This is a genomic window from Burkholderia sp. ABCPW 111, from assembly GCF_000773065.1.
Taxonomy (GTDB): Bacteria; Pseudomonadota; Gammaproteobacteria; order Burkholderiales; family Burkholderiaceae; genus Burkholderia; species Burkholderia savannae.
In genome coordinates this window covers 42961-61953 of record NZ_JPWT01000056.1, presented here as the reverse complement: position 1 = coordinate 61953, position 18993 = coordinate 42961, and the positions used below count along the sequence as shown (strand labels likewise).

The 18993-nt window shown below is 68.9% G+C and carries 18 protein-coding genes; 9 read left to right on the top strand and 9 right to left on the bottom strand.

Annotated features, from left to right (window positions below):
- Positions 1-128: 128 nt before the first annotated feature.
- Positions 129-1796 (top strand): energy-dependent translational throttle protein EttA, encoded by a 1668-nt coding sequence (gene ettA, locus X946_RS09905; RefSeq protein WP_038746484.1) that lies wholly within the window; start codon positions 129-131, stop codon positions 1794-1796.
- Here ettA and X946_RS09900 read toward each other — a convergent pair.
- The 5 genes from X946_RS09900 to X946_RS09880 form a co-directional block, all read right to left on the bottom strand.
- On the bottom strand, positions 1786-2091 hold the full coding sequence (locus X946_RS09900) for a hypothetical protein (RefSeq protein ID WP_152611672.1): 306 nt from the start codon (positions 2089-2091) through the stop codon (positions 1786-1788). The genes ettA and X946_RS09900 overlap by 11 nt on opposite strands.
- A gap of 58 nt (positions 2092-2149) precedes the next feature.
- A complete protein-coding gene (locus tag X946_RS09895; RefSeq protein ID WP_038746478.1) occupies positions 2150-2773 on the bottom strand; it encodes an HAD family hydrolase in 624 nt (207 codons plus the stop codon).
- Positions 2770-3321: an isochorismatase family protein gene (locus X946_RS09890; RefSeq protein ID WP_038746475.1), complete on the bottom strand. Its 552-nt coding sequence runs from the start codon at positions 3319-3321 to the stop codon at positions 2770-2772. The genes X946_RS09895 and X946_RS09890 overlap by 4 nt, the downstream gene beginning before the upstream one ends.
- A gap of 144 nt (positions 3322-3465) precedes the next feature.
- Positions 3466-5280 (bottom strand): aminopeptidase P family protein, encoded by a 1815-nt coding sequence (locus tag X946_RS09885; RefSeq protein WP_038746472.1) that lies wholly within the window; start codon positions 5278-5280, stop codon positions 3466-3468.
- A gap of 18 nt (positions 5281-5298) precedes the next feature.
- Entirely contained in the window at positions 5299-5553 is a 255-nt protein-coding gene (locus X946_RS09880; RefSeq protein WP_038746469.1) for a hypothetical protein, read from the bottom strand.
- Positions 5554-6103: 550 nt separating this feature from the next.
- Here X946_RS09880 and hemA point away from each other — a divergent pair.
- From hemA to X946_RS09845, 6 genes are all read left to right on the top strand, one after another.
- Positions 6104-7402: a glutamyl-tRNA reductase gene (gene hemA / locus X946_RS09870; RefSeq protein ID WP_038746464.1), complete on the top strand. Its 1299-nt coding sequence runs from the start codon at positions 6104-6106 to the stop codon at positions 7400-7402.
- A 66-nt stretch (positions 7403-7468) separates the two neighbouring features.
- On the top strand, positions 7469-8551 hold the full coding sequence (gene prfA, locus X946_RS09865; RefSeq protein WP_038746461.1) for a peptide chain release factor 1: 1083 nt from the start codon (positions 7469-7471) through the stop codon (positions 8549-8551).
- A gap of 22 nt (positions 8552-8573) precedes the next feature.
- Positions 8574-9431, top strand: coding sequence for a peptide chain release factor N(5)-glutamine methyltransferase (gene prmC / locus X946_RS09860; protein ID WP_038746459.1), 858 nt, complete (start codon positions 8574-8576; stop codon positions 9429-9431).
- 79 nt (positions 9432-9510) lie between these two features.
- Complete coding sequence (grxD, locus tag X946_RS09855; RefSeq protein WP_004186955.1) at positions 9511-9819, top strand: Grx4 family monothiol glutaredoxin; 309 nt, start codon at positions 9511-9513, stop codon at positions 9817-9819.
- A gap of 13 nt (positions 9820-9832) precedes the next feature.
- Positions 9833-10429, top strand: coding sequence for a UbiX family flavin prenyltransferase (locus X946_RS09850; protein ID WP_038746456.1), 597 nt, complete (start codon positions 9833-9835; stop codon positions 10427-10429).
- Between the two features lie 266 nt (positions 10430-10695).
- A complete protein-coding gene (locus X946_RS09845; protein ID WP_038746453.1) occupies positions 10696-11484 on the top strand; it encodes a DODA-type extradiol aromatic ring-opening family dioxygenase in 789 nt (262 codons plus the stop codon).
- A 165-nt stretch (positions 11485-11649) separates the two neighbouring features.
- Here X946_RS09845 and X946_RS09840 read toward each other — a convergent pair whose 3' ends face one another.
- A complete protein-coding gene (locus tag X946_RS09840) occupies positions 11650-13251 on the bottom strand; it encodes an APC family permease (protein WP_038746450.1) in 1602 nt (533 codons plus the stop codon).
- Positions 13252-13682: 431 nt separating this feature from the next.
- Here X946_RS09840 and X946_RS09835 point away from each other — a divergent pair, with 431 nt between their 5' ends.
- Positions 13683-13886: a cold-shock protein gene (locus X946_RS09835; RefSeq protein ID WP_038746448.1), complete on the top strand. Its 204-nt coding sequence runs from the start codon at positions 13683-13685 to the stop codon at positions 13884-13886.
- A 214-nt stretch (positions 13887-14100) separates the two neighbouring features.
- On the opposite strand, the gene X946_RS09830 is transcribed toward X946_RS09835, so the two are convergent.
- The 3 genes from X946_RS09830 to X946_RS09820 all read right to left on the bottom strand — a co-directional run bounded on the left by X946_RS09830 (position 14101) and on the right by X946_RS09820 (position 18122).
- On the bottom strand, positions 14101-15363 hold the full coding sequence (locus X946_RS09830) for an Hsp70 family protein (protein ID WP_038746445.1): 1263 nt from the start codon (positions 15361-15363) through the stop codon (positions 14101-14103).
- A 639-nt stretch (positions 15364-16002) separates the two neighbouring features.
- On the bottom strand, positions 16003-16608 hold the full coding sequence (locus X946_RS09825) for a nitroreductase family protein (protein WP_038746441.1): 606 nt from the start codon (positions 16606-16608) through the stop codon (positions 16003-16005).
- A 230-nt stretch (positions 16609-16838) separates the two neighbouring features.
- Positions 16839-18122 carry an MFS transporter gene (locus X946_RS09820; protein WP_038746439.1) on the bottom strand — a complete coding sequence of 428 codons (1284 nt, stop codon included), beginning with the start codon at positions 18120-18122 and terminating at the stop codon, positions 16839-16841.
- A gap of 161 nt (positions 18123-18283) precedes the next feature.
- Here X946_RS09820 and X946_RS09815 point away from each other — a divergent pair, with 161 nt between their 5' ends.
- Positions 18284-18913 carry a TetR/AcrR family transcriptional regulator gene (locus X946_RS09815; RefSeq protein WP_038746436.1) on the top strand — a complete coding sequence of 210 codons (630 nt, stop codon included), beginning with the start codon at positions 18284-18286 and terminating at the stop codon, positions 18911-18913.
- The last annotated feature ends 80 nt before the right edge of the window (positions 18914-18993 follow it).

Below are 18993 nucleotides of genomic sequence, written 5' to 3'. Positions count from 1 at the left end.
CAGCTGCGGCGGCACCGCCGGCACGCGCCGCGGCCGCTTCCACGAACCGAACCGAATCGCACACGCCGCCGCCTGCCGCCAGCCGGCGCGCGGCCGCGTGAACTACTTCCACTCTTTCAATCACGCAGATGGCCCAATACGTTTTCACGATGAACCGGGTCGGCAAGATCGTGCCGCCCAAGCGCCAGATTCTGAAGGACATCTCGCTGTCGTTCTTCCCCGGCGCGAAGATCGGCGTGCTCGGCCTGAACGGCTCGGGCAAGTCGACGCTGATCAAGATCATGGCGGGCGTCGACAAGGACATCGAAGGCGAAGCCACGCCGATGCCGAACCTGAACATCGGCTACCTGCCGCAGGAGCCGCAGCTCGATCCGACCAAGACCGTGCGCGAAGCGGTCGAGGAAGGCCTGGGCGACCTGTTCCAGGCGCACAAGAAGCTCGACGAGATCTACGCGGCCTATGCCGAGCCGGACGCCGACTTCGACGCGCTCGCCGCCGAGCAGGCGAAATACGAGGCGATCCTCGCCGCGAGCGACGGCGGCAGCCCCGAGCAGCAGCTCGAAGTCGCGGCCGACGCGCTGCGCCTACCGCCGTGGGACGCGAAGATCGAGCACCTGTCGGGCGGCGAGAAGCGCCGCGTCGCGCTCTGCAAGCTGCTGCTCGAAAAACCCGACATGCTGCTGCTCGATGAGCCGACCAACCACCTCGACGCCGAATCGGTCGACTGGCTCGAGCAGTTCCTCACGCGCTTCCCGGGCACCGTCGTCGCGGTCACGCACGATCGCTACTTCCTCGACAACGCGGCCGAATGGATTCTCGAGCTCGACCGCGGCCACGGCATTCCGTGGAAGGGCAACTACAGCAGCTGGCTCGACCAGAAGGAAGACCGCCTGAAGCAGGAAGAGGCGTCGGAATCGGCGCGCCAGAAGGCGATCAAGAAGGAACTGGAGTGGGTGCGCCAGAACCCGAAGGGCCGCCAGGCGAAGTCGAAGGCGCGCATCGCGCGCTTCGAGGAGCTGAACAGCCAGGAATACCAGAAGCGCAACGAGACGCAGGAAATCTTCATTCCGGTCGGCGACCGCCTCGGCAACGAAGTGATCGAGTTCAAGAACGTCAGCAAGGCGTACGGCGATCGCCTGCTGATCGACAACCTGAGCTTCAAGATCCCGGCCGGCGCGATCGTCGGCATCATCGGGCCGAACGGCGCCGGCAAGTCGACGCTGTTCCGGATGCTGACGGGCAAGGAGCAGCCGGATTCGGGCGAAGTCGTGATGGGGCCGACCGTGAAGCTCGCGTACGTCGACCAGAGCCGCGACGCGCTCGACGGCTCGAAGACGGTGTTCGAGGAAATCTCGGGCGGCGCCGACGTGCTGACGGTGGGCAAGTACGAAACGCCGTCGCGCGCGTACATCGGCCGCTTCAACTTCAAGGGCGGCGACCAGCAGAAGATCGTCGGCAACCTGTCGGGCGGCGAGCGCGGCCGCCTGCACCTCGCGAAGACGCTGATCTCGGGCGGCAACATGCTGCTGCTCGACGAGCCGTCGAACGACCTCGACGTCGAAACGCTGCGCGCGCTCGAAGACGCACTGCTCGAATTCGCGGGCTCGGTGATGGTGATCTCGCACGACCGCTGGTTCCTCGACCGGATCGCGACGCACATCCTCGCGTTCGAAGGCGATTCGCAGGTCACGTTCTTCGACGGCAACTACCAGGAGTACGAGGCCGACAAGCGCGCGCGTCTCGGCGAAGAAGCGGCGAAGCCGAAGCGCCTGCGCTACAGGCCGATCAGCCGGTAACGAACGGCGCGCGAACGCGTTCGCCGCCCGCGGGGATCGACGCCGCGCGGGCGGCGAACGCTCCCGCGGCCGGCGAGCGGCGAACGCCGCGGCAACGGCCGGCGTGCAATGCGCAACGGAACGACGCCACGACGCGCGCGCCGTATCGCGCGCAACGCGACACATCGCCGAACAAAAAAACGGGCGACGTGAATTGCAACCCGAAGGTTCGATCAGCGATCGACCTTTTTGAGGTGCAATTCACGTCGCCCGTTTTTTCATGCGCATCGCCGACGCGCCCGCCGACGGCGCCCACGCGCAACAGCCCGCCGCGGCAGCGGCCCGAACCGCCACGCCGCCACGCCGTCGCTTCGTCAGCCGAGCACGCCCAGCTCGCGCAGCCGCGCCTCCGTCGTCCCGGCGCTCGTATGGTGAATCCCGTGCCAGCCGAGCGCGGTCGCGGCCGCCGCGTTCTTCGCGTTGTCGTCGATGAAGACGAGCTCGTGCGGCGCGACGCCCGGCAGATGCGGCTCGATCCGCGCGCGCATCTCGCGGTAGATCGCCGGATCGGGCTTCACGAGCTTCACGCGCCCAGACACGACGATGTCCGTGAAGCGCCGCAGCACCGGAAAGTTCTCCCACGCGTACGGAAACGTCTGCGCGGACCAGTTCGTGAGGCCGAAAAGCGGCATGCCGCGCGCATCGAGCCTGTCGACGAGCGCGGCGCCGCCCGCGAGCACGCCGCCGATCATCTCGTGCCAGCGCGCGTAGAACGCGCGGATCAGCGCCTCGTGCTCGGGAAACTGCGCGACGCGCTCCGCGGTCGCCTCTTCGAGCGTCTGGCCGCCGTCCTGCTTGATGACCCAGTCCATCCCGCATACGTGCGTGAGAAACCAGCGCCGCTCGGCTTCGTCGGGAATCAACTGCTTATACAGATACTCGGGGCTCCAGTCGATCAGCACGCCGCCGAAATCGAACACGACTGCCTTGATGGTCATGCGAACTCCGTGACGAGCACATCGTCGAGCGGCCGCGGCGCGACGCCGTTGCCCGAGAACGTGCAGTTGCGCCAGATGAAATTGTGATGCGCGATGACCTGCGCCGCGCTCAGGTGCGCCCGATCGTTCGTCGTGTGCAGATCGGAGACGACCGTCGTCCGGTAGCCGAGGAGCGCCGCGCGGCGCGCCGCCGAATCGACGCAGAACTCCGATGCGTAACCGCAAATCACGACCGCGTCGATCCCGTGCGCGTCGAGCTGCGCGGCGAGCGGCGTGTCGTGGAACGCATCGCTTTCGCGCTTGCGGACCCGCCAGTCGGCATCCGCGCACACGAGCTCCGCGTGCAGCCGCCAGCCGGGCGTGTCGGGCACGATGTCGTCGGCCGCGTCGCCGTCGTGCTGCACGAAGCACACGGGCGCGCCCGCCGCGCGCGCCGCCGCCGTCAGCCGGTTGATGCCCGCGACGACCTCGTCCAGCCGATGCGCGGGATTCGCCCGCTGCAGCAGCCCGCGCTGCATGTCGACCACGATCACCGCTACGTTCGCCATCCGTCGCCCTCCGTCGTTGTCGTTCGATCGTGCCGGCCGCCGGTTGCGGGGCGCTCGTTGCCGGCCGCCGGTTGCGGATCGCTCATCGCCGGTTTTCAACTGCCAGCCGCCGGCCCCATCGGCCGGCATCAAGCGCCGCGCGCGTCAGATCGGCTGCGTGCGCGCGTCGAGCCACGCCTTCGCGTCGCCCGACACGTGCTTGCCGACCCGCTCGCGCACCGCCGCATGGTACGCATTCAGCCACGCGTGCTCGTGGTCGTCGAGGAGCGCGGGCAGCACGCAGCGCGTGTCGATCGGGCAGAGCGTCAGCGTCTCGAATTCAAGGAAGTCGCCGAATTCGGTCTGCCCCGCCGTGCGGTTCACGACGAGGTTCTCGATCCGCACGCCCCACTTCTGCGGCCGGTACACGCCCGGCTCGATCGACGTGATCATCCCCTCTTCCATCGCCGTGTACGGCTCCGCGGGCGCGTAGTGCGAAATCACCTGCGGCCCCTCGTGCACGTTCAGGAAATAGCCGACGCCGTGCCCCGTGCCGTGCCCGTAGTCGAGCCCGGCCGCCCACATCGGCGCGCGCGCGATCGCGTCGAGCATCGGCGAGCGAATGCCGCGCGGAAAGCGCGCGCGCGACAGCGCCATCATCGCCTTCAGCACGATCGTGAAATCGCGCCGGTGCGCGTCGCCGATCGCGCCGACGGGCACGACCCGCGTGATGTCGGTCGTCCCGCTCAGATACTGGCCGCCCGAATCGATCAGCAGCAGGCCGTCGCCTTCGATCGTCGCGTGCGCGGCACGCGTCGCGCGGTAGTGCGGCATCGCGCCGTTCGCGTTGAAGCCCGCGATCGTCGCGAAGCTCGGCGACACGTAGCCCGGCCGGCGCTCGCGCGCGGCGGTGAGCTGTTCGTCGATCGTCAGCTCGGTGATCGTCTCGCGGCCGAGCGCGCCTTCGAACCACGCGAAGAACTCGGCGAGCGCCGCGCCGTCGAGCTCCATCGTCGCGCGCACGTGCTCGATCTCGGCGGGCGTCTTGCGCGACTTCGCGAACGTCGACGGATTCACCGCCTCGATCACGCGCACCTGCTGCGGCACCGCCTGCAGCAGCCCGTACGTGACGCGGCGCGGATCGATCAGAAGCCCCGCGCCCTCCGGCAGCGCGGCGAGCGCCGCGGCCGCCGCGTCGTACGGCTGCACGTCCACGCCGTCCCGCGCGAGCGACGTCGCGAGTTCGGCCGACACCTTGCCGTCGGCGACGAAGAGCGTCGCGCGCTCGAGGCCGACGAGCGCGTGCGCGACGAACACCGGGTTGTAGTTCACGTCTGCGCCGCGCAGATTGAAGAGCCACGCGAGATCGTCGAGCGTCGAGACGAAGTGCCACTGCGCGCCCTGCTCCTGCATCGCGCGGCGCACCTGCGCGAGCTTGCCCGCGCGCGCCGTGTCGGCCTGCGGCGCCGCGTGCTCGAACACCGCGTCGGCGGGCAGCGACGGGCGCTGCGGCCAGATCGCGTCGAGCAAATCGAGATCGGTGCGCAGCACGATGCCGCGCGGCGTGAGCGCCGAGGTCAACGCGCGCGCCGCCGCGACGCCGAGCACCGCGCCGTCGACGCCGACCGTCGTGCCCTCGGGCACGTGCTCGGCGAGCCACTCGACGTGCGGCTGCGTCTGCTGGCCGCCCATCATCTTCATCAGCTCGACGCCCGTGCCGGCGAGCTGCGCTTCGGCCTGCACCCAGTAGCGGCTGTCGAGCCAGAGGCCGGCGAAATCGGCGGTCACGACAAGCGTGCCCACCGAGCCGGTGAAGCCCGACAGCCATTGCCGCGCCTGCCAGCGCTCGGGCAAATACTCGGACAAATGGGGGTCGGCGGACGGCACCACGTAGGCGGCCAGATCCTCGCGCGCCATCGCGCCGCGCAGCAGGGCAAGACGCGCCGGCACGGGCGACGGGTCGGGGAGTCGGGCATTCATGATTTCACCTGCAAACGTTCAGCGGCGGGCCAGAAGGCCCACCGTCACGGCAACGGCGAGAAGCGCGGCGGCCGTACAAACCGGCCATTCGAGCGTCTCGCCGTCGTAAAAGAGTCCTGTCACATTGCCGGCCATCTTCGCGGCCGCGGCGCCCAGCAGGCCCGCCGCGACGGCGAGCCACAGCGACGCGCGACTCAGGCGGCGCAGCGGGTTGAGCGCCCAGCCGAGCAAGCCGACGGCAAAGCCAAGCACGACGATTCCAAACCAGTTCATTCAACGCCTCTTCTGCTGTCGGACTCGCCCCATCGGCACGAGCGGCGCGGCAAACGCCATGCTTCGCGCCATCGACGGCCGGCGGCGCGGCGGCGCACGAAACGACCGCCGCCCACCCGCCGTGCAGGCCGCCCGCACGACGCGACGACGGAACAACGTCCGATGCGATCCGGCCTGATCGCGGCACCGCTCGTTGCGGCGGCGCCGACGCGCCGAGCCGCTCGTTCGATCCCGCGCCGCGCGCCGCCGCAGCGGCGCCCCCGTTTCGCAGACCATCATTTTCGCACCGTTTCGGGGTCGCTTTTCAAAAAGGCGCGGCATGACGTCGCGCCCGGCAGACGATTCGCCGCCGCGACCGCGGTTTCGCCCGCCTGCGGCGGGCAGGCGCGGCCCCGGCCGAGCGCGGCGGGCGCGGTTCGCCGTGCCCGCCGCGCGGACGCGAAGACGGCGCGCGGGCCGCGCGGCCCGCGGAAATGGGTCGCCGCGCATGCCGGCCATGGATTTGCCGTCAAAACGCTATAATATGGGACTAAACGATAGCCTCTTGGACATGCAGCTCCTCACGATCGGAATCAACCACCACACTGCGCCTGTCGCCCTGCGCGAACGCGTGGCGTTTCCGCTCGAACAGATCAAGCCTGCACTCGCGACGTTCAAGAGCGTCCTCCTCGGCCACCCGGCGCCGAATTCGCCCGAAGCGGCGATCCTGTCGACCTGCAACCGCACCGAGCTGTACTGCGCGACCGACGATCGCGCGGCGCGCGACGCCGCGATCCGCTGGATGTCCGACTATCACCGGATTCCCGCCGACGAGCTCGCGCCGCACGTGTACGCGCTGCCGCAGTCCGAGGCGGTGCGCCACGCGTTCCGCGTCGCGTCGGGGCTCGATTCGATGGTGCTCGGCGAAACCCAGATCCTCGGCCAGATGAAGAACGCGGTGCGCACCGCGTCCGAGGCCGGCTCGCTCGGCACCTACCTGAACCAGCTGTTCCAGCGCACGTTCGCGGTCGCGAAGGAAGTGCGCGGGACGACCGAGATCGGCGCGCAGTCGGTGTCGATGGCGGCCGCGGCCGTGCGGCTCGCGCAGCGGATCTTCGAGCAAGTGGCGCAGCAGCGCGTGCTGTTCATCGGCGCGGGCGAGATGATCGAGCTCTGCGCGACGCACTTCGCCGCGCAAGGCCCGCGCGAGCTCGTCGTCGCGAACCGCACCGCCGAGCGCGGCGCGAAGCTCGCCGAGCGCTTCGGCGGCCGCGCGATGCCGCTCGCCGACCTGCCCGCGCGGATGCACGAGTTCGACATCATCGTGTCGTGCACCGCGTCGACGCTGCCGATCATCGGCCTCGGCGCCGTCGAGCGCGCGGTGAAGGCGCGCCGCCACCGGCCGATCTTCATGGTCGACCTCGCGGTGCCGCGCGACATCGAGCCCGAAGTCGGCGAGCTGAAGGACGTGTTCCTCTACACGGTCGACGATCTCGGCGCGATCGTTCGCGAAGGCAACGCGTCGCGGCAGGCGGCCGTCGCGCAGGCCGAGGCGATCATCGAGACGCGCGTGCAGAATTTCATGCAGTGGCTCGACGCGCGCAGCATCGTGCCCGTGATCCGCCACATGCACACGCAGGCCGACGCGCTGCGCCGCGCGGAAGTCGAGCGTGCGCAGAAGATGCTCGCGCGCGGCGACGATCCGGCCGCCGTGCTCGACGCGCTGTCGCAGGCGCTCACCAACAAGCTGATCCACGGCCCGACGAGCGCGCTGAACCGCGCGAACGGCGCCGATCGCGATTCGCTGATCGAGCTGATGCGCGGCTTCTACCAGCACGCGCCCCGCTCGTCGGACTCGTCGGGCCGTTAGCGGCGCCTGCCAGTCCGTCCCCTCCTTCCCCTTTCGAACTCTTCCCCGGGAGCGTCGCTCCGCACCATGAAGACGAGCATGCAAAGCAAGCTCGACCAGCTCACAACCCGGCTGGCCGAACTGAACGACCTGTTGAGCCGCGAGAACGTCACCGCGGACCTCGACCAGTACCGCAAGCTGACGCGCGAGCACGCGGAAATCGGCCCCGTCGTCGAGCATTACGCGCAGTGGCGCCAGGCGCGCGCCGACGAGCTCGCCGCGCAGGAGCTGCTCGGCGACGCGTCGATGCGCGACTTCGCCGAGGACGAGCTGCGCGGCGCGCGCGAGCGGATGGGCCGCCTCGCGAGCGAACTGCAGACGATGCTGCTGCCGAAGGACCCGAACGACGAGCGCAACATCTTCGTCGAAATCCGCGCGGGCACGGGCGGCGACGAATCGGCGCTGTTCGCGGGCGATCTGCTGCGGATGTACCTGCGCTACGCGGAGCGGCAGCGCTGGCAGGTCGAGATGATGTCGGAAAGCGCGTCGGATCTTGGCGGCTACAAGGAAGTGATCGTGCGGATCGCGGGCTACGGCGCGTACTCGCGCCTGAAGTTCGAATCGGGCGGCCACCGCGTGCAGCGCGTGCCGGCGACCGAGACGCAGGGCCGCATCCACACGTCCGCGTGCACGGTCGCGGTGATGCCGGAAGCCGACGAGATCGGCGAAGTCGAGATCAATCCCGCCGACCTGCGGATCGACACCTTCCGCGCGTCGGGCGCGGGCGGCCAGCACATCAACAAGACCGATTCGGCGGTGCGCGTCACGCACATCCCGACGGGGATCGTCGTCGAATGCCAGGACGACCGCTCGCAGCACAAGAACAAGGACCGCGCGCTGAAGGTGCTCGCCGCGCGAATCAAGGACAAGCAGTATCACGAGCAGCACGCGAAGGAAGCGGCCACGCGCAAGAGCCTGATCGGCTCGGGCGACCGCTCCGAGCGAATCCGCACGTACAACTTCCCGCAGGGCCGGATGACCGATCACCGGATCAACCTGACGCTGTACAAGCTCGAGCAGATCATGGACGGCGATCTCGACGAGCTGATCGCCGCGCTCGTCAGCGAGCATCAGGCCGAGCTGCTCGCGTCGCTCGGCGACGCCGAATGACGCGGCCCGCCAAGCGCGCACGATGACCACGACGAAGCCCACGCCCGCCACCGCCGCCGAGCTGCTGCGCACGTCGCCGCTCGACGCGGTCGACGCGCGGGCCCTGCTCGCGCACGCGCTCGGCTGGACCCGCACGCAGCTGATCACGCGCGCCGACGAGCCGCTCGACGCAGCCGCGCTCGAGCGCTACCTCGCGCTGCAAGCGCGCCGCGCGGCGGGCGAGCCGGTCGCGCAGCTCACCGGCGCGCGCGAGTTCTTCGGCCTCGAATTCGACGTGACGCCGGACGTGCTGATCCCGCGCCCGGAAACGGAGCTGCTCGTCGAGACCGCGCTCGACGCGATCGACGGCGTGCCGTCGCCGCGCGTGCTCGATCTCGGCACGGGCAGCGGCGCGATCGCGGTGTCGATCGCATCCGAGCGGCCCGACGCGCGCGTATGGGCGCTCGACCGCTCGGCCGCGGCGCTCGACGTCGCGCGCCGCAACGCGCGCAAGCTGCTCGATCCGGCGCGGCCGGGCGGCCCGCTGCAGTTTCTCGAAAGCGACTGGTACGCGGCGCTCGATCCCGGCCTGCGCTTTCACGTCGTGGTCAGCAACCCGCCGTACATCGCGCGGCACGATCCGCACCTCGCCGAGGGCGATCTGCGCTTCGAGCCGCGCGGCGCGCTCACCGACGACGACGACGGGCTCGCCGCGATCCGCGCGATCGTTGCGGGTGCGCATGCGTTCGTCGCGCCGGGCGGCGCGCTGTGGATCGAACACGGTTACGATCAGGCGGCCGCGGTGCGCGCGCTCCTCGGCGCGGCGGGCTTCGCCGACGTCGAATCGCTCGCGGATCTCGCGTCGATCGAGCGCGCCACGGGCGGCCGCCTGCCCGGCTGACGCCGCGGGCGGCGCCCGCCGCTCCAGATGAAATCCAGTATCATTTCTCTTCTCACGCCCCGCTACAGCAAGGTCACTCATGGACACCCAACAACGCATCAAGCAAATCGTCGACGAAAACCCGGTCGTGCTCTTCATGAAAGGCACCGCGCAGTTCCCGATGTGCGGCTTTTCGGGCCGCGCCGTCCAGGTGCTGAAGGCGTGCGGCGTCGACCAGTTCAAGACGGTCAACGTCCTCGAAGACGAAGAGATCCGCCAGGGCATCAAGGAATTCTCGAACTGGCCGACGATCCCGCAGCTCTACGTGAAGGGCGAATTCGTCGGCGGCTCGGACATCATGATGGAGATGTACCAGTCGGGCGAGCTGCAGCAGCTCTTCACCGCCTGACCCATCCCCTTCGATGGAGCCTCGTCCGGCGCCGCCGCGACGCCTGATCATCGCGATCACGGGCGCCACCGGCGCGATCTACGGCGTGCGCATGCTCGACATGCTGCGCGCGTCGGGCGGCGTCGAGACGCACCTGCTGATCTCGAGCGCCGGCTGGCTCAACATCCAACACGAGCTGCAACTGCCGAAGGACGACGTCCTGGCGCGCGCCGACGTCGTCCATTCGGTGCGCGACGTCGGCGCGAGCATCGCGTCCGGCTCGTTCGCGACCGACGGCATGGTCGTCGCGCCATGCTCGATGAGAACGCTCGCGAGCATCGCGCACGGCCTGTCCGACAATCTCATCACCCGCGCCGCCGACGTCACGCTCAAGGAGCGCCGCCGCCTCGTGCTGCTCGTGCGCGAGACGCCGTTCAACCTCGCGCATCTGCGCAACATGACGGCCGTCACCGAAATGGGCGGCGTGATCTTTCCGCCGCTGCCCGCGTTCTATGCGATGCCGAAGACGATCGGCGACATGGTCGACCACACGGTCGCGCGCGTGCTCGACATGTTCGCGCTCGGCGCGCCGCGCACGGCGCCGTGGCAGGGGTTGCGCGAGCCCGGTTGACGTCGGGCGCGGAGGCCGGCCCGGCGACGCTTTTCCGCGTCGGCGCATCAAGCGGGCGCGCGCCGCGCCTGTTGCGCCCATCGCGCTCATTGGCGCGCAATCCCGCGTCGCGGCGTCGCGACCACTCGCCGCCACTGGCCACCGCGTTATCGCCTCCCGCGATTAACAACACTCAATACACAATCAAATCCGTTTTTCATATTTATCAATGAACGGTGCGAGCCTATAGTCGTAGGCAATATCACTTCGCAGAAGTCCCGATCGCCATGAACCGCCTTCCGTCCCTCTACCTGTCGCACGGCGCCCCGACGCTGCCGATCGATCCGACGCTGCCGTCGGGCGCATTCACCACGCTCGGCGGCGAGCTGCCGCGCCCGCGCGCGGTGCTGATGTTGTCCGCGCACTGGCTCACGCAGCAGCCCGTCGTCAGCACGGCCGAGCGGCCCGACACGATCCACGATTTCTACGGCTTTCCGCGCGCACTCTACGAGATCCGCTATCCGGCGCCCGGCGCGCCCGACGTCGCCGCCCGCGCAGCCTCGCTGCTCGGCGACGCGGGCATCGAGACCGCGGCCACGCCGCACGGCCTCGACCACGGCGCGTGGGTGCCGATGCTGCTGATGTTCCCGGACGCCGACGTGCCGGTCGCGCAGTTGTCGATCCAGCCGCGCGCCGACGCGGCGCACCACTTTCGCGTCGGTCGCGCGCTGCGGTCGCTGCGCGACGAAGGCGTGATGGTGATCGGCTCGGGCCAGATCACGCACAACCTGCGGGCGGCGGATTTCTCGGCCGCGCCCGAGGACGCGGACCCGCGCGTCGCCGAATTCACCGGCTGGTTCGAGGAGAAGCTCGCCGCGCGCGACGTCGACGCGCTGCTCGACTACCGCCGCCAGGCGCCGCACGCGGCGCTGATGCATCCGACCGACGAGCACCTGCTGCCCGTGTTCGCGGCGCTCGGCGCGGCGGACGACGATTACCGATTGCGCATCCAGTCGCTCGGCACGTACCAGCGCATGCTCGCGATGACGAATTACGTGTTCGACTCGGCGGCCTGACGGGCGCGGCGCCGAATTCCGGCGTTCCGGAAAGCTCGGGCTTGCGGGCTGCGGCGCTCCGAGAATCGCCCGTAAACGACGAAGCCCGCCCGGGGCACCCCAGGCGGGCTTCGCGCAAGCGATCCGGCATCCGCCGCCGCCGATCGCGGGCGGCGGACGGTGCGATTACGCGCCGACTCCTTCGAGGATCTCGTCGCGCGATTCGCGCTCGTCGAGATATTCGGTGCGATAGCCGGTGTTCACGCCCCAGTAGTAGAACACGAGCGAGATCGCCGCGACGACCAGCATGTCCCAGCCGTACGGCAGCACATTGCGGCCGCCGAACTCCTTGCTGCCGATAAGCGAGAGCACGGCCATCGTCGGCAGGTACGCGACGAGCCACCACGCGGCCTTCAGGTCGCGGCCCCAGCCGCTCCAGCCGGACTTGCCCTGGAAATAGAAGTAGACGGGCAGCGCGACGACCATCAGCAGGATGATCTCACCCGTCAGCGGCCACTTCGCCCAGTACAGGATCAGCGACGCGCACACGAACGCGAACGGCGCGATCAGCTTCATGCCGGGAATCGACAGCGGACGCTCGAGGTCCGTCGCCGCGCGGCGCAGCGCCATCAGGCTGATCGGGCCCGTCAGGTACGAGATCACGGTCGCGACCGAGATCACCGCCGCGAGCGAGCTCCAGCCGCGGAAGAAGAACAGGAAGATGAACGACACGAACAGGTTGAACCACATCGCGGGGCGCGGCACGCCGTAGAGCGGATGCACGCTGCCGAAGATCTTCGGCATCGTGTTGTTGCGCTCCATCGCGTAGATCATGCGGGTCGTCGTCGCCATGTAGGTCGTGCCGGTGCCGCTCGGGCTCACGAACGCGTCGACATACAGCAGGATCGCGAGCCAGTTCAGGTTCAGCGCGATCGCGAGCTCCGCGAACGGCGAAGCGAAGTTGAAGTGCGCCCAGCCCTTCGCGACGTCGGCCGGATTCACCGCGCCGATGTACGCGACTTGCAGCAGCACGTAGATCACGAGCGCGATCAGGATCGACGAGATCACCGCGAACGGCACGCTGCGCGACGGATTGCGCGCTTCGCCGGCGAGATTCACGGGGCTTTGGAAGCCGTTGAACGCGAACACGATGCCGCTCGTCGCGACCGCGGTCAGCACGGCCGACCAGCCGTACGGCGCGAAGCTCGACGAGCCGCCCGACGTGCCGAGGTTCTCGCCGTGGAAGCTCGACAGCATCAGGCCGAGGATCGTGACGCCGGGAATCAGGAACTTGAAGATCGTGATCGCGGTGTTCGCGCGCGCGAAGAGCTTCACGCCCCAGTAGTTGAGCAGGAAGTAGACGACCACGAGGACGGCGGACAACAGCAGCCCCGGTGTCGTGAGTTCGCCGTTGACGAACAGCGCGTGCGCCCACGCATACGGCCAGGTGCTCATGTACTGGATCGACGCCTCGGCCTCGATCGGAATCACCGAGACGATCGCGATCCAGTTCGCCCACGCGCTGATGAAGCCGACGAGCGAGCCGTGCGAGTAGCGCGCATAGCGAACCATGCCGCCCGATTCGGGGAACATCGCGCCGAGTTCGGCGTAGGTGAGCGCAATGGCGAGAATCACGACCGCGCCGATGATCCACGCGCAGATGGCGGCCGGCCCGGCGATCTTGGCGGCTTTCCACGCGCCGAACAGCCAGCCCGATCCGATGATCGATCCCAGCCCGGTCAGCATCAAGGCGAACGGGCCGATGTTCCGTTGAATAGAACTCTTCACAACCTCTCCTATGTCTCAACAAGCAAGGTCGGCGCCGCCAGGGATCGAGCCGGACGGCACCGCGCATGCATTCTTGGGGGACAGGTTGCCCGATCGGGAGCAACCCATCCGCGCGCGGCGCGTAGTTTAACGGTTGCACCGGTCGATGGACGCAAAAAATCGATCGCGCCTACAAAAAATTCATGACAATGGCAAGCTTTGTAAGCTCTAATGTCTCGTTTACTAGGCAATAACCCTGAGACATGATGGAAGAGGATTGACCGCCGAATCGAATAGTCGTATAAACGATGGGGCAGGATTTCAAGCGGCGAGTGAATAGGTTCTTTCGTAGTTCGCCCATCAACGGTACTCCGGTTGGTCCCATTACCCCTTCCTTGATTTTCATGCGCTCCCCGGGCTTTGGCCCTGTTTTACATTTTTAGGAACAAGTTATGGCAACCGGTACCGTCAAGTGGTTCAACGACGCTAAGGGTTTTGGTTTCATCACGCCGGAAGGCGGTGGCGAGGATCTCTTCGCGCATTTCTCGGAAATCCGCACCGAAGGCTTCAAGACGCTGCAAGAAAACCAGAAGGTCGAATTCGAAGTGAAGACCGGCCCGAAGGGTCTGCAAGCAGCGAACATCAAGCCGCTGTAAGCGCAGCACGAGATTTCGCAGCACAGTAAAAAGCCCCGCTCAGGCGGGGCTTTTTATTTGTCCGGCTCGCCGGCGTGTCCGGCGCGCCTGCGGGCAGCGCGACACGCGCGCCCGCGCGGTGTTCGGGGCGTTCCGGCGTTTTTGGTCGCTCGAACGCCCGCCGCGCGCTCAGCGCTCGAGACGCCCGACGTCGAACGCGCGCCGGCGAGCCGCGTCAGCCGCCATACACGCGCTGCGCGTGGATGCCGAGCCCCGTCGCGACGCTCGCGAGGCGGTCGCCGTACACGGGCTGCGCGTCCGGGAAGGCCGCCGCGAGCGCGCCGGACAGGAACGCGAGCCCTGTCGAGCCGCCCGTGAAGTACAGCGCGCCGACGTCGTGCGGCGATATCCCCGCGAGCCGCACCGTCTCGCGCGCGGCGTCGACGATTCGCGTAGTCTCGTCGCGGCTCGCGTCGATCAGTTGGTCCGCGTCGAACGCGATCAGCAGATCCTCTTCGACGTCGTTCAGATCGATCATCGTCTCGCCGCCCGCCGACACGCCGATCTTCGCCTCCTCCGCGCGCGCGGCGAGCGCGTGGCCGAGCCGCCGCTCGACGACGCGCAGCAGGCGCTCGAAATGGCGCGCATCCGCATACAAATGCTTCATCAGCTTGAGCTCGCCCACCCGCTTCGGCGTGTAGACGGTGTTGATCAGGTGCCAGGTCGCGAGATCGAAATAGATCCGGTTCGGCAGTTCGCGGCCTTCCGGATCGAGCGCGCGGTAGCCGAACGCGGACAGCACCGCCGTCAGCTCGACGCGCCGATCGTAATCGGTGCCCGCGACGTGCACGCCATGATGCGCGAGCACGTCGTCCTTGCGCTCGAGCCGGCGCATCCGCTCGGGGCCGACGCGCACGAGCGAGAAATCCGACGTGCCGCCGCCGATATCGGCGACGAGCACGAGCCGCTCGGCGTCCTGCCGCGATTCGTAGTCGAACGCGGCGGCGATCGGCTCGTACTGGAACTGCACGTCGGCGAGCCCCACCGCGTGCGCGGCCGCCTCGAGCTGCTGCTGCGCGAGGCGGTCGGCGCGCGGATCGTCGTCGACGAAAAACACCGGACGGCCGAGCACCGCGCGGCCGATCGCGCCGCCCGCGCACGCCTCGGCCTTGTGCTTCAGATGCATCAGGAAGAGCGCGATGACGTCGGTGTACGCGATCGCGGAGCCGTCGCCGAGATCGGTCGTCGTTTCCGCGAGCGGCGAGCCGAGGATGCTCTTCATCGAGCGCATCAGGCGGCCGTCGAAGCCGTCGATGTACGACGCGAGCGCCGAGCGGCCGTATTCCCGGTTGCCTTCGTCGGTGTTGAAGAAGATGGCGGTAGGCAGCGTCAGATGCTCGCCCTCGACGGGGGCGAGCCGCATCCCGGCCGCGCCGCCGTCGCGCGGCAAAGCGACCGCGGAATTAGACGTGCCGAAGTCGATCGCGCAGTAAGTCATGGGGCGGGCCGCCGGATGGCGGTGCGAAAACGGAAGGACCGGCTTTTTATCACGAAACCGCCGCGCGTCACAACCGGGGCGCGGCCGGATGCAGGGGGCATGCGGCGGGACGATGCGCCCGACGCCGGCGGGCAGGCGCGGACGCGCGCGGCGGCGAGAGAGGGAAGCCCGTGTTCCGGCGTTCGTGCGCGCGGCTCGCCGGAATCGAAGGCGGCTTCCCGTTCAGACCCGGACGGACCCGGACGCAAAGCGAAACGCGCGCTCGGCCGCAGCCGGATCGGGACTCGGAATCGGACAAATGCGGCGCGTGGCGCCGCCGCCGGCCCCGAATCGCCCCACTGGGATTGCCCCGACATCGGCGCAGCGGCCTCCGCGGGGCGATCGCGGCGCGAAACCGTGGCGCGCAACAAGTTGCCGCGCCGCTCGACGGCCGCTTCACCGCATCGGCCGCCCCGAAGCCGCCAGCCACATCGGCGCCGGCTTCCGCCGTCACGGGCCGCGGCGCGGCACGCCCGCCGCGAATACGCCCGCCGCCGGTCATGACCGCCGCCGAACGCGGCCGCCCCGCATCGGCAACGCACGACGCGCACAGCCGGGCCGCTGCGCACGCCGCACGCGCCCGATACGCGTTCCGCTACGTCACGCCGCCGACGAGAACGGCTTTTGCCACGCGTGCTCGTAGATGACTTCGCCGATCGGATGACGCGTGCGCGGCGCGCGCTCGCGCTCGCGCAGCACCGGATCGAGCTTGTCGGCATCGCCGTAGTGACCGATCGAGATGATCGCGAGCGGCTCGACGTCGGCGGGGATCGCGAACGCGTCGCGGAACGCCTTCGCGTCGAAGCCGCTCATCTGGTGCGCGGCGAGGCCGAGCGCATGCGCCTGCAGCACGAGCGACATCGCGGCGGCGCCCGCGTCGTAGAGCGCCGTCGGGCTCGGCTCGCCCTTCGACGTCAGCGTGTGCGCGGTCACCGCGATCAGCACCGGCGCGGGCGCGTTCCAGCCCTGGTTGAACGGCACGAGCGTCGCGAATGCTCGCTTGAACGCGACCTCGTCCTTGCTGCGGTCGAACACGATGAAGCGCCACGGCTGCGCGTTGTACGCGGACGGCGCCCAGCGCGCGGCCTCGAGCACCGCATGCACATGCTCGGCGCTGACGGGTTCGCTCGAATAGGCGCGCGGGCTCCAGCGGCCGGCGATCAGATCGTGGATCGAAACGGAAGTGGGAGCGGGTTTGACGGACATGCGTTTCCTCACCAATTTGAAAAAAGGGCTCGGTCGCCCGGAAAAAGAAACGCCAGCATAACCGCTTGTCGATGAACTTGCCGGGTCGCGCGCGCAAATGCAAATCGACGCTTGCGCAAAGGGGCGCCGGGCGCGGCCGCTCGGCCGCCGAAACGGCGTCGGACCGTCGACAAACCGGGCACGCCGGGCACGCCGAAGAACATGTCGGGCATCCGCCGCCGCCCGGCCGTTCACGCCGCGCTCGCCGACACCCGCGCCGTCCCGCGATTGATCCGCAGCACGATCAGCGAGCCGACGATGCACAGCCCGCCCGAAATCATCGACGCAACCGTGTACGTGCCGAGGCTCGCGCGCAGCATGCCCGCGCCGAGCGCCGCGAACGCCGCGCCGAGCTGGTGGCCCGCCACGATCCAGCCGAACACGACGGGCGCCGCGTCCTTGCCGTACACGTCGGTCGCGAGGCGCACCGTGGGCGGCACGGTCGCGATCCAGTCGAGCCCGTAGAACACCGCGAAGAGCGGCAGCCCGAAAAAGTCGATGCCGAACGCGTGCGGCAGATAGATCAGCGACAGCCCGCGCAGGCCGTAGTACCAGAACAGCAGCATGCGGCTGTCATAGCGGTCGGACAGCCAGCCGGACATCGTCGTGCCGATCAGGTCGAACACGCCCATCGCCGCGAGCAGCGACGCGCCCTGCACCTCCGTCATCCCGTAGTCGCTGCACATCGCGATCAGGTGCGTGCCGACGTAGCCGTTCGTGCTCGCACCGCAGATGAAGAAGCTGAAGAACAGCAGCCAGAAGTCGCGCGTCTTCGACGCCGTCGCGAGCGTGCCGAACGCGACCGCGATCGGGTTGCGCTTCGCGCCGTCGTCCGCGCGCGGCGCGCCGGCCGGCTCGCCGTACGGGCGCAGCCCGACGTCGGACGGCCGCTCGGGCAACAGCAGCGCGACGAGCGGCACCGCGATGGCCACCGCAATCGCGACCGTCAGCACGACGGGCCGCCAGCCGTGACGCTGCGCGATCGCCGCGAGCATCGGCAGGAACACGAGCTGCCCCGTCGCGGAACTCGCGGTCAACAGCCCCATCACGAGGCCGCGCCGCGCGACGAACCAGCGCGTGACGAACGTCGCCGACAGCGTGAGCGCCGCGACGCCCGTCGCGCCGCCGACCAGCACGCCCCAGATCAGCACCATCTGCCACGTCGCCGTCATCGTCGACGACAGCGCGACGCCCGCGCCCATCACGGCGAGCGCGGCGAGGATCGTTGGACGCACGCCGAAGCGCTGCATCGCGGCCGCCGCGAACGGCCCGATGAGCCCGTAGAGCGCGATGTTCACGGAGATCGCGAGCGAGATCGCCGCGCGGCTCCAGCCGAATTCGTGCTCGAGCGGCACCATCAGCACGCTCGGCGTCGCGCGCGTGCCCGCCGCCGCAAGCAGGACGAGGAACACCACCGCCGCCGCAAGCCAGCCGTAATGGAAACGCCCGCCTATCCGCTTTGCCGCCCAGTTCATTCGAATCGCTCCTGACGCGGCACGCCGCCGATCGCATCGGCATGCCGGAGGTTGAGGGGAAATCGCGCCGATCTTTGTTACCAGTCGGTCACAAGTCGTTGCGATCCTAGTGACCGATCGGTAACATGTCAAGCATTCAATTTTCGTAGTCGGGATCGAGCATGACCACCATCGTCGCCAAGGCCGCCAAGCCGGCCGCCCGTCGCACACGCAGCACGCAGATGGCGGGTTCGGAAGCGCAGCAGCACCTGCTGCGCGCAGCGCAAGAGCTGTTCTATCAGGAAGGGATTCGCGCGGTGGGCGTCGAGGCGGTCGTCGAGCGCGCGGGCGTCAACAAGATGAGCCTCTACCGGCAGTTCGCGTCGAAGGACGAGCTCGTGCTCGCGTACCTCGACCGGATGGACACATGCTTCTTCGAGCGCTTCGACGCAAGCGCCGCGAAGCATCCGGGCGATCCGAAGGCGCAGCTCGTCCAGTATTTCGACGACCTCGCGCAGCGCGCGTCGCAGCCCGGCTATCGCGGCTGCCCGTTCCTCAACGTCGCGACCGAGTTTTCGAATCTCGAGCACCCGGCGCGGCTCGCGGTCGCCGACAACAAGGGCCGGCTGATGGCGCGGCTTGTCGCGCTTTCTGAAGCCGCGGGCGCGCGCGAGCCGCAGGCGCTCGCCGACGCGCTCGCGCTGCTGATCGAAGGCATTTACGCGGCGAGCCAGACGTACCGGCCGGGCGCATCGCCGATCGGCGGCGCGCCGCGCGCCGCGCGGCAGTTGATCGACGCGGCGTGCGCATGATGCGGCGGCGCGCACGGCAGGCGCACGCGCGACGCGCGACGATCTTCGCGCAATCGCCGCTTCGCAGCCGATCGATGCGG